Source organism: Psychrobacter sp. CX16 (assembly GCF_057396245.1).
The window spans coordinates 1-12,595 of sequence record NZ_JBXYJF010000019.1; the positions used below are offsets into that span (position 1 = coordinate 1).

Genomic DNA, 12,595 nt, shown 5'->3' on the forward strand with positions numbered 1-12,595 from the left:
AACTCATCATCTCCATCTAAACCATAAAGAACAGAGTACTCCTCTGTAGATATAAAAACATCACTGGCAGCTGTTCCTTCCCATTTCTGTCCAGTTAAAGAGACAATACTCTCTCTGTCCCAAACATCACCATTATCGAAGTAGATGTTATCGACACCTGACCCAGTAAACTGACTGTCTATTTTAATGCTGCCACCCTCTGTTTGAACGATTAAAGTTTGGTTACTTCTATTCAGAGTGATTTCAGAAGCATCTAGCCCTTCCAAATATAAATCATTCGACCCACTATCATCAGTTATGTTGATATTATGATAAATGGAAGTTCTATTAGGGGCTAACGCTAAACTAGCACCATTGATTATATAAGTATCATCACCAGTGCCTCCGTTTGCTTGATTAATTGGAGTAGAATTTGTGACCACTTGTTTAAATATTAAAGTGTCATTGCCATTACCACCTGAAAGATAATCACCATTACCATAAGATGAGGTTAATACATCATCACCTGCTTCACCATATAGATTATCATCTCCTCCTTGAGCAATTAAAATATCAGCCCCATTACCGCCGTAAATGTAATCGCTATTAATGCCACCTGTTAACTCATCATCTCCATCTAAACCATAAAGAACAGAGTACTCCTCTGTAGATATAAAAACATCACTGGCAGCTGTTCCTTCCCATTTCTGTCCAGTTAAAGAGACAATACTCTCTCTGTCCCAAACATCACCATTATCGAAGTAGATGTTATCGACACCTGACCCAGTAAACTGACTGTCTATTTTAATGCTGCCACCCTCTGTTTGAACGATTAAAGTTTGGTTACTTCTATTCAGAGTGATTTCAGAAGCATCTAGCCCTTCCAAATATAAATCATTCGACCCACTATCATCAGTTATGTTGATATTATGATAAATGGAAGTTCTATTAGGGGCTAACGCTAAACTAGCACCATTGATTATATAAGTATCATCACCAGTGCCTCCGTTTGCTTGATTAATTGGAGTAGAATTTGTGACCACTTGTTTAAATATTAAAGTGTCATTGCCATTACCACCTGAAAGATAATCACCATTACCATAAGATGAGGTTAATACATCATCACCTGCTTCACCATATAGATTATCATCTCCTCCTTGAGCAATTAAAATATCAGCCCCATTACCTCCATAAATGTTATCGCTAGCACTAGACCCTTTGACAATATCAACATTATCGGTCGATTTGAAATACTCAGACGCCGTCGACATAATAAAGTCTATACCAGTTGTATTACCCGCTAAATCTGACGCTTCAATTCTATAACTACCTTCTTTAAAAGGAATATTAGTAACCGAGTCAAGCTCGGTTTGAGAGCCATTCGCTAATTCATATGCTTTAACTGTTGCTTCATCAATATTGGCATCAAATTCAAGTGTATTAGTCTCTGTATTAAAGTTTAGAATTTGCCCCAATACTGGCGAAGTCGCGTCAATGGTAATCGTTTTAACGTCTGTGACACTTTCATTTAATGCTTCATCTGTGACTCTGGCTCTAAAGCTATACTCACCGTCTGGCAGATTGGCTACTGAACCATTATTAACTGATTGCCATGTCTTACCATTATCAGACGAGTACTCAAACTCTACAGTACTACCCGCTTCATTGCCTTGTACTGCTAAATCAAACGCATTGTCTTGAGTAATACCATCATCTTGAGATATACCTGTATCCTCAAAGTTATTGAATACTAGCTCACCTGGCTCTGGCGGTGTGGTATCTGGTTCAACTTCAACACGGTATACACCAAGATACTTGCCTTGTGCATCCGAAACGATGATATCGAAACTCTCAGATAGCTTTTCTGGATTTAAGCCAAGCTCAGAACCTTTTGATACATAGTTATAACTCCCATCAGATGATAATTCAAAATTACCTTTATCAGTCTCGATGACAACTGGATCTGTCGCAGAGCTTTCTAATGACTCACCACCTACCAGTAATGCATATTCTTCAGGTACCGCAATACCAGCATCAGTGAAGACATTACCTGAAACTTTCTCATAACCTGTAAACTCTGTACGCTCAACATCTTGATACTGAACAACATCAAGCTTAATTGTCGAACCATACTCACTAGCATCTACATATAAAGTGTATGTGCCAGGCGCTAAATCACTACCTAGTACTTTGCTATATGAAGAAGAGCCTGCAGATAGAACACTTAAAGAGCCTGAAGCACTTGAAGCAGGACCTTGTAGACTGTAACTGCCGCTTAAATCTAGACTTGCTGAGGGGTCGTAGAAGCTTAGCGTTGCACTGGCATTTTCTCCAGTTACTTCAAAGTACATCGTGTCATACAATGAATCAGAAGTTTGTCGACTGACTAGAGTTTGCTCCTCTGAAATGACACTGGTTTCAAATACTTCCTGTAATTCATAATCGTATGTTTCATTGATACCAAAGACCGTGATAGCTGCTGTTTGAGTAATGGTTTCTGTGCCATCCGTGATGGTATAGGTAAAGCTATCGCTGCCATTAAAGTTAGCATTTGGTGTGTACTGATAACTTCCATCCGCATTGACAACCACTGTGCCATTGCTGGTTCCATCCGCTAAAGCAAAGGTCAGCTCATCGCCATCAACATCTGTGGCTGTTACTAATTGACCTGTCGCGACGGTATCTTCCACCGCTTCAATACTGCTGTCTGCTGATACTGGCGCATCGTTGACACCGCTAACACTCACAGTCGCGGTTTGGGTTATCACGCCGCCTTGACCATCATCAATGGTGTAGGTAAAGCTATCAGTGCCATTAAAATCGGCATTCGGGGTATAAGTATAGCTACCATCTGCCTCAATCACGACGCTACCTTTGCTTGGGGCATCTGCTAGTGCATAGATTAGGCTGTCACCATCAGCGTCTGTCGCATTAGATAAACTACCTGTTGCTACGGTGTCCTCGGTAGCACTAATAGCGCTATCGGTTGAGACTGGTAAATCATTGACTGAGGCAACCGTGATAGCTGCTGTTTGAGTAATGGTTTCTGTGCCATCCGTGATGGTATAGGTAAAGCTATCGCTGCCATTAAAGTTAGCATTTGGTGTGTACTGATAACTTCCATCCGCATTGACAACCACTGTGCCATTGCTGGTTCCATCTGCTAAAGCAAAGGTCAGCTCATCGCCATCAACATCTGTGGCTTCTGCTAGTTGACCGGTAGCGACAGTATCTTCCACCGCTTCAATACTGCTGTCTGCTGATACTGGTGCATCGTTGACACCGCTAACACTCACAGTTGCGGTTTGGGTTATCACCCCGCCTTGACCATCATCAATGGTGTAGGCAAAGCTATCAGTGCCATTAAAATCGGCATTCGGGGTATACGTATAGCTACCATCTGCCTCAATCACGACGCTACCCTTGCTTGGCTCATTTGCTAATGCATAAGTTAGACTGTTACCATCAGCGTCTGTCGCATCAGATAAACGACCTGTCGCTACGGTGTCCTCGACTGCATCAATAGCCGTGTCAGTTGAGACGGGTAAATCATTGACTGGGGCAACCGCAACGTTAGCAGTCTGAGTAATGGTTTCTGTGCCATCCGTGATGGTATAGGTAAAGCTATCAGTGCCATTAAAGTTTTCGTTTGGCGTGTATTTGTAGCTACCATCAGCATTCACCACCACTGTGCCATTGCTGGTTCCATCCGCTAAAGCAAAGGTCAGCTCATCGCCATCAACATCTGTGGCTGCTGCTAATTGACCTGTCGTAACGGTATCTTCCACCGCTTCAATACTGCTGTCTGCTGATACTGGCGCATCATTCACACCCTCGACACTCACAGTTGCGGTTTGGGTTATTACGCCGCCTTGACCATCATCAATAGTGTAAGTAAAGCTATCAGTGCCATTAAAATCGGCATTTGGGGTATAAGTGTAGCTACCATCTGCCTCAATTACGACGCTACCCTTGCTTGGAGCATCTGCTAGTGCATAGGTTAGGCTGTCACCATCAACGTCTGTCGCATCAGACAAACGACCTGTCGCTATGGTGTCTTCAACTGCAGCAATAGCCGTGTCAGTTGAGACTGGTAAATCATTGACTGAGGCAACCGTGATAGTCGCTGTCTGAGTAATGGTTTCTGTGCCATCCGTGATGGTATAGGTAAAGCTATCGGTGCCATTAAAGTTAGCATTTGGTGTGTACTGATAACTACCATCCGCATTAACAACCACTGTGCCATTGCTGGTTCCATCCGCTAAAGCAAAGGTCAGCTCATCGCCATCAACATCTGTGGCTGCTGCTAATTGACCTGTCGCAACGGTATCTTCCACCGCTTCAATACTGCTGTCTACTGATACTGGCGCATCGTTGACACCCTCTACACTCACAGTTGCGGTTTGGGTTATCACCCCGCCTTGACCGTCATCAATGGTGTAGGTAAAGCTATCCTCACCAAAGAAGTCATCATTCGGGGTATAAGTGTAGCTACCATCTGCCTCAATAACGACGCTACCTTTGCTTGGCTCATCTGCTAGAGCATAGGTTAAGCTGTCACCATCAGCGTCTGTCGCATCAGACAAACGACCTGTCGCTACGGTGTCCTCGACTGCATCAATAGCCGTGTCAGTTGAGACGGGTAAATCATTGACTGGGGCAACCGTGATAGTCGCTGTCTGAGTAATGGTTTCTGTGCCATCCGTGATGGTATAGGTAAAGCTGTCACTACCGTTAAAGTTCTCATTTGGTGTGTACTGATAACTACCATCCGCATTGACAACCACTGTGCCATTGCTGGTTCCATCTGCTAAAGCGAAGGTCAGCTCATCGCCATCAACATCTGTGGCTGTTGCTAATTGACCTGTCGCAACGGTATCTTCCACCGCTTCAATACTGCTGTCTGCTGATACTGGCGCATCGTTGACACCCTCTACACTCACAGTTGCGGTTTGGGTTATTACGCCGCCTTGACCGTCATCAATGGTGTAGGTAAAACTATCAGTGCCATTAAAATCGGCATTCGGGGTATAAGTGTAGCTACCATCTGCCTCAATAACGACGCTACCTTTGCTTGGGGCATCTGCTAGTGCATAGATTAGGCTGTCACCATCAGCGTCTGTCGCATCAGACAAACTACCTGTTGCTACGGTGTCCTCGATTGCATCAATAGCAGTGTCAGTTGAGACTGGTAAATCATTGACTGAGGCAACCATGATAGCTGCTGTTTGAGTAATAGTTTCTGTACCATCGGTGATGGTATAGGTAAAGCTATCGGTGCCATTAAAGTTAGCATTTGGTGTGTACTGATAACTACCATCCGCATTAACAACCACTGTGCCATTGCTAGTTCCATCTGCTAAAGCAAAGGTCAGCTCATCGCCATCAACATCTGTGGCTGTTACTAATTGACCTGTCGCGACGGTATCTTCCACCGCTTCAATACTGCTGTCTGCTGATACTGGCGCATCGTTGACACCGCTAACACTCACAGTCGCGGTTTGGGTTATCACGCCGCCTTGACCATCATCAATGGTGTAGGTAAAGCTATCAGTGCCATTAAAATCGGCATTCGGGGTATACGTGTAGCTACCATCCGCCTCAATCACGACGCCACCCTTACTTGGGGCATCTGCTAGGGCATAGGTTAGGCTGTCACCATCAGCGTCTGTCGCATCAGATAAACTACCTGTCGCTACGGTGTCCTCGACTGCATCAATAGCAGTGTCTGTTGAAACTGGTAAATCATTACTTGGTCCGCTTGAAGAAGATGAACTATTATTGTCTATTACCACCGCCCCCAACGCTAAAGCACCTAGTCCACCTAATAAGGTTATATTGCTAATTCCATCTACAACTGTAGGCTCAACTGCTGCCACACTATCTAACATTTGCGTTACTAACGGTGTATATGATGATTCTGAGGTCAGACCAGCCGTTTCTACTACACCTTCTTCAATGGGACTAAATTCAACAAATCCCGCCCCAGTATCTGTTACTGTGCCAAGCTCAATATTTACTACTGTATAAAAATCTTCAATAATTAAGAAATCTTCGCCAGTATCATTGGCAACAATTAAATCATTTCCTGACTTTTTGGCTTGCAATTTTGTCTCAGGTTGTCCTGTCTCAGCATTAATTAGAGATATCTGCATATCTTCTGTGGCTATAAACTTTGAAATCTGTTCGTGATTTAGCACAACTGAATTAAATTCTATGCCACTTTTTTTTATAATTAGTTGGGTATGTTGAGCCATGGTCAGTTCCCTTAGAGTTTATTTAATAGGTATTCATATTATGTGATTTTCAGTTAGCTCATTGATGTAATTATAATTAATGAATTTACTATATATAGTTACTCATAGCAACATAACTTAACTGTAATATTTATCAATATTACTACTATTCCTATCAATAAAAAAAGAGGCTAATCAAAAATTGATTAGCCTCTTTTGCTATTATTGTCCCAATCTGAAATAAGTTAAAAAAAGCTTATTAATGAACAAACAATAGGATAAAAATCTTAAACTATATTATTGGGCATTACCCTAAGGCTTAATCGCCACTTTTAACACACCATCACGTTGATGCATAAATAAGTCGTAAGCATCAACGATATCATCTAACTTATAGGTGTGAGTTACCATTTCTGATAAATCAATACGACCAGATTCAATGACGTTAATCAGACGACGCATACGCTCTTTACCACCGGGGCACAGTGCGGTACGAATGGTATGGTCGCCAAGACCAGCGGCAAAATGTGCCATCGGAATGGTTAAGTCTTCTGAATAAACGCCCAAGCTTGAGAACGTGCCACCCGGCTTAAGTATCTTGAGTCCCTGCTCAAAGGTCGACTGTAACCCCAATGCTTCAATACTGCTATCGACACCGCGTCCGCCTGTTAATTTCATAATCTCGTCGACCACATCGACTTCTTTAAAGTTAAGAGTGACGTCAGCGCCCATTTTTTTGGCCATTGCCAAGCGATCATTATTACCATCAATAGCAATAATAGTTGATGCGCCTTTTAGCTTAGCACCTGCTGTCGCACATAGTCCGATAGGCCCTTGGGCAAAAACAGCCACAATATCACCGATTTGGATATTGGCATTTTCAGCACCTTTAAAGCCGGTTGACATGATATCAGGGCACATGAGCACCTGCTCATCGGTTAGCCCGTCAGGCACAGGGGCTAAGTTAGCCTGTGCATCTGGCACTAAGACGTATTCTGCTTGCGTACCATCGATGATATTACCAAAGCGCCAACCACCGGTCGCTTTATAGCCATGACAAGCGCAGGTACCATCTGGCTGAATATAACCGCCATCTTGTGAAGGAAAGCCATCTTGGCTGGCGTATGAGGTGAAGCTTGGGCAAATAGCACCCGCAATGACGCGTTGCCCCTCTTCATAGCCCATAACCGCACTACCAAGCTTCTCGATTACCCCAACAGGTTCATGACCAATGGTCAGCCCTTGAACAACCGGATATTCTCCTTTATAGATATGAATATCGGTACCGCAAATGGTAGTCGTGGTTATTTTTATTAACGCATCATTAGGGCCCACGTCAGGGATTTTCTTTTCTGTCAGCTCAATTTTACCTGGTTCAACGAATATTAGCGACTTCATCATGCTCATGGCATATCTTCCTTGTGAGTTGGCTTTTATCAACAAAACAGTGGTCTTTGGTGTCAGAGGTAACTGTTTTTTCCCTTTACTCTCGATCCTATAAATAGAATATACCTTTCATATATGACAAGAAAGTTTAAAACCACATTATTTTTATGGGTTTTGTAACTTAACATATTCTATTCATAGCCTTTTAGCCCTTATATAGTCAAAGAACTCTAAAATGGTTACAAGGCAACCGAGTGCAAGTAGCAAGTAATACGGGAGTAGGCTTTACGAGGTTAACGCCGTAACCGTTTAGTAGTTCGCTAACTATAGGGATACTCACGACTCTCTAACGCTAACACTGGCTTGGCGGATGCGGTCTGTGTGGCTGGATTGGACTGCGCTAAATGAGCCACATGAGGGGCCGCTAGATGTGGGGCTAGACTCATCGTCAATATACTTTGGGTACGGGTGCCATAATTGGGCATCTCTGGCGTATCAATACAGATAGAGGACAACGCCTGCTCTAGCGACTTTGGCAGTCCCGTATTAGGCATCTGATCGCTGGGAGCTTGCAAGGTATCTGACAATACCTGCCATGCAGCAGCTTGCCAATAGTGTTTGTCACCGTCCTTAAACTCAATACTTTCACTGATTAAAGGCAGCACTTCTTGGCGTACTCGCCCGCGCAAACGCTCAGATTTAAACCACTCACTGTCTGGCTGACCGTTTGAGATAATATGAAGACCACTGTGTAACGGCGTCGGTGGATAGCCTCGGTTATTGACGATCACTGCTTGCTGGGTATCACCAACAATAAGATTAAATCCTGCGTAGGCTTGTAGATCAAGCTGACGGGCAAACGCAAGTGGCGATAAATCACTGGTTAAAAAATTAGTTACCAGCTCGCCTCGAGAGCGTTGGTTTTCGCTCGCTTGTACGCCATCTCGAAAATTTAACACCGCTGCCCATCGCCCGTTCTGATTGACTATTTCTCCCTTTGTGCTTTGTTGGTGCACGCCAAGCCAGGTTCCGCCACTTTTATTATCACGACCGGCATAGATTGGTTCATCTGCCCACTGATGGGCTGCTGTGGTTGGTCGTGCCAAAAATTCATCGCGGTTAGACAACAGCACTAATGGCATCTCATCGAATAATTGCCACGCAATAGCCGCTATACACATTAGATTTCCTTTTTTTAATGAAAATTATTAATAACAAATCGGTCTTTGGTTTAAGTTTTAAATCAAATGGTTCTATTTATGCTCATTTTTAATACATAAAAAACATAATCTTATCGTGTAGGTAAAATAAATAGTCTATTTTAGGGCAAAAATAAACCTATTTATGTCAATAAGAACAAAATTGGTGCAAATTTAATCAATTAAGGTTGGCACAATTATTGAAACATTAATAACAGTTAGTAACTTTATATTACCTCAGCTTACACAGCTGTTATTTTACTCTTGGAGAAATTTATGTCTTTATTAGCCACTGTACCTGCCCTAGTGCCTCGCACTACTAAAACTGGTGTGTCATCACGTTTATCTGTTTTAGCCGTTGCGATAGTCGGAAGCTTAAGCCTGATTGGCTGCCAAAAACCTGCAGAAACCACTGCGGAGACCGCCCCTGTTGAAACAGAAACCAGCACCGAGACAACTCCTACCCCTGCAGCCAATGGCGATACTATTAAAGTAGGTATTTTGCACTCCTTATCTGGCACCATGGCCATCTCAGAAACCTCTTTAAAAGACACGGCGCTAATGACCATTGACGAAATCAATGCCAATGGTGGCGTTTTAGGCAAACAGCTAGAAGCAGTTGTAGTTGACCCTGCGTCAGACTGGCCATTATTTGCGGAAAAAGCCCGCCAGCTATTAACTCAAGATAAAGTAGACGTTATCTTTGGCGGCTGGACTTCAGTATCACGTAAATCAGTACTACCGGTTGTTGAAGAATTAAACGGCTTAATGTTCTACCCTGTACAGTACGAAGGTCAAGAACAATCAGAAAACATCTTCTATACCGGTGCAGCGCCTAACCAGCAGGCCATCCCTGCTGTTGAGTACTTAATGAGCCCTGAGGGCGGTAGTGCTGAGCGTTTCGTGCTTTTGGGTACCGATTATGTGTATCCGCGTACCACCAATCAGATTTTACGCGCCTTCTTGAAGTCTAAAGGCGTCGCAGATGAAGACATCATGGAAGAGTATACCCCATTTGGCTTTAGCAACTATCAGACTATCGTCGGTAACATTAAGAACTTCTCTACGGGTAAAAAGACAGCGGTCATCTCTACCATTAATGGTGACTCAAACGTACCATTTTACCGTGAGCTTACCAACCAAGGTATCAAAGCGTCTGATATCCCAGTAATGGCATTCTCAGTAGGGGAAGAAGAACTACGCGGTATCGATACCAGCTTGTTACAAGGGCATTTGGCAGCGTGGAACTACTTTATGTCGGTGAAAAACCCAGTTAATAGCGACTTTACCAAAAAATATAAAAAGTACGCCTTGGATCATAAGCTCCCTAATGCTGACAAAGTAGTAACCAACGATCCTATGGAAGCCACTTATGTGGGTATCAATATGTGGAAACAAGCAGTTGAGAAAGCAGGTACAACTGATGTGGATAAAGTACGTATCAGCATGGGCGGTCAAACGTTCGATGCCCCTTCTGGTTATACTTTGAAAATGGATGAAGAAAACCATCACTTATGGAAGCCGGTCATGATTGGTCAAATACGTGCTGATGGTCAGTTTGATGTGATTAGTAAAACGCCTGAGGTAATCCGTGCCGAGCCTTGGAGTCAGTACATTCCTAAATAACTCATATTAGTAACTCAAATTGGTCACCCGTATAAATGACGCAAAATTGATATGAGTGGTAACTTGTAAAAGACTAAGGTCAATAGAGGACAATAAAAGAGGAAGTTTACTTCCTCTTTTCACCGCCACCTTTTATCTCAGCTTTTTGTTTTAACGCTTCGTTTTAGCGTTTCATAGTAACCTTTCATAGTAGCGTCTTATGTCAATACGATTTATAACAAACTATTAATAACCGACAATTTTATTACTTGGCTATTTTCCATAAACCCTTGCTGTATACGTCATCTCTTTATGATTAGACCCCTCTATATCAAAGAAGGTTAGACATCAAGGGTTTGTCGAACATCATACTATTCTCATTAAGGAGCCGCATATGCCGCGCCATATCTCACGCTCAATAGCAGAGCCCTCGTATAAGAGGCAGCCGTTGCTGATAACACGGTTTTTCCGCTTTTTAGCGTGGCTGCCTTTGTTTTTTGTCACTTACCTTACCTTATTGGTGCCTGCGCACGCTGAGCAGACATCCGCAGTAGCGGATACGGTGACTGCCACCTCACAAATCGTAAATACTGATGGTGACTCCTTGCAGGATCAAAATGAGCACTCTCTAACCACGCCAGCAGCCTTGGATAACCCGATTGCGAGCTCAGGTGATGCCATTGTGCAGTTTGTCGCCGCTGATTTTGCTCAACGTCAAGCGATGTTAAATAACTGGCCTGGAACAGCTGAAAGCTTAGATACGTTAGTTGAGCTGATTAGTAAAGATGAGCTGTATCAAGGTAATGGCGGTCAGACTTATCTACTCAATAGTGACGATCAATTATTCACTTATCCTGATAAACAAGAAACTAGCGAATGGCCTAGCGATTTATCACAAATTACACTGACCAATGCATTGCGTTCAGCATTGACCTTTGGTCAAGCTAAGGTCAAGCTTGCATCTGACAATACCGCTCAGCGTTTACAAGCAGTAGAGATTTTATCTGACAATATAGATCAAGTCGACCCTGCGACGATTACAGCCGCCGCTGCTAAAGAAGATAATGGCAAGGTGCAAGAGGCGCTTGCCGACCTGCAAGCTCGTATCAATTTTAGAGATGGCAATCTCGCCACTAAAATTGCGGCCGTTAATGAGCTGGCTGATAGCGACAGCCCGCAAGTCCTAGTCGATATTCAATCTGCCCTCACTGCTGACAATTTAGATCCTGCGTTAAAAAGTGCCTTAGTGGCAGCTGAGAGCAGTGTTGCCAATCGCATTAAAGTAAGCACTTGGACGGGTCATTTATTTACCGGTATGAGTACCGCCAGTATCTTGCTTTTAGCCGCTCTTGGTCTTGCCATCACCTTTGGCTTACTAGGTGTCATTAATATGGCGCATGGTGAGCTTATTATGATTGGCGCTTACGCCACTTATGTGGTGCAAAATTTATTTCAAGCGTATCTACCGGGTATGGCAGGCTGGTATTTAGTCGCAGCCATCCCTGTTGCCTTTTTAGTCAGTGCCATTATTGGCATGATTATCGAGCGTATCGTGATTCGTCCTCTGTATGGTCGTGAGCTTGAGACCTTGCTGGCGACCTTCGGTGTCAGTCTCATTCTGATGCAATTAGTGCGTATGATCTTTGGCGCACAAAACGTTGAAGTGAGTAACGTTGACTGGTTAAGCGGTGCTTATCAGGTGTCCTCAAGCTTATCACTGCCATATAACCGTATCGCTATTATCGGTTTTACCGTGATTGTATTGGCGCTACTGGTGTATTTACTGAACAAAACCCGCTTTGGTTTATTTGTGCGCGCAGTGACTCAAAACCGCCAAATGGCGCGTGCCGTAGGCATCCCTTCTGCCCGCATCGATATGCTCGCTTTTGGACTTGGTTCAGGGCTAGCAGGACTTGCTGGTTGCGCATTGGCTCAAGTGGGTAACGTCGGTCCTGACTTAGGTCAGACTTATATTATTGATGCCTTCTTAGTCGTTGTCGTTGGTGGTGTTGGACAAGTATGGGGCGCTGTATTGGCAGCTTTAGGTCTTGGCGTGAGTGGTACGGTGCTTGAAATTGGCATTGGTGCTGTGATGGCTAAGATTGTGTTACTGGTTCTTGTGATTCTGTTTATTCAGAAACGTCCACAAGGTTTATTCGCCCTCAAAGGCCGCTTTGTGGATTAAGGAGA

At 43.5% G+C, this 12,595-nt stretch carries 5 protein-coding genes; 2 read left to right on the top strand and 3 right to left on the bottom strand.

Annotation, left to right across the window (positions count from 1 at the left end):
* The 3 genes from AC2SLM_RS08190 to AC2SLM_RS08200 all read right to left on the bottom strand — a co-directional run.
* The coding region (locus AC2SLM_RS08190) for a tandem-95 repeat protein (RefSeq protein WP_486553138.1) at positions 1-6,236 on the bottom strand (6,236 nt) is incomplete at its 3' end.
* Positions 6,237-6,527: 291 nt separating this feature from the next.
* Complete coding sequence (locus AC2SLM_RS08195; protein ID WP_486553139.1) at positions 6,528-7,622, bottom strand: NAD(P)-dependent alcohol dehydrogenase; 1,095 nt, start codon at positions 7,620-7,622, stop codon at positions 6,528-6,530.
* Positions 7,623-7,921: 299 nt separating this feature from the next.
* A complete protein-coding gene (locus AC2SLM_RS08200; protein WP_486553140.1) occupies positions 7,922-8,782 on the bottom strand; it encodes an NRDE family protein in 861 nt (286 codons plus the stop codon).
* A gap of 294 nt (positions 8,783-9,076) precedes the next feature.
* Between AC2SLM_RS08200 and urtA the strand changes: the two genes are divergently transcribed.
* Together urtA and urtB are read left to right on the top strand one after the other, a co-directional pair.
* The gene (gene urtA, locus AC2SLM_RS08205) at positions 9,077-10,426 is read left to right on the top strand and encodes an urea ABC transporter substrate-binding protein (RefSeq protein WP_486553142.1); all 1,350 of its coding nucleotides are present in this window, start codon (positions 9,077-9,079) and stop codon (positions 10,424-10,426) included.
* A 373-nt stretch (positions 10,427-10,799) separates the two neighbouring features.
* A complete protein-coding gene (gene urtB / locus AC2SLM_RS08210) occupies positions 10,800-12,590 on the top strand; it encodes an urea ABC transporter permease subunit UrtB (protein WP_486553143.1) in 1,791 nt (596 codons plus the stop codon).
* Positions 12,591-12,595: the final 5 nt, after the last annotated feature.

Coding starts and splice junctions, on each gene's coding strand:
- AC2SLM_RS08195 (WP_486553139.1), bottom strand. CDS start 7,622: ATGAGCATGATGAAGTCGCTAATATTCGTTGAACCAGGTAAAATTGAG.
- AC2SLM_RS08200 (WP_486553140.1), bottom strand. CDS start 8,782: ATGTGTATAGCGGCTATTGCGTGGCAATTATTCGATGAGATGCCATTA.
- urtA (WP_486553142.1), top strand. CDS start 9,077: ATGTCTTTATTAGCCACTGTACCTGCCCTAGTGCCTCGCACTACTAAA.
- urtB (WP_486553143.1), top strand. CDS start 10,800: ATGCCGCGCCATATCTCACGCTCAATAGCAGAGCCCTCGTATAAGAGG.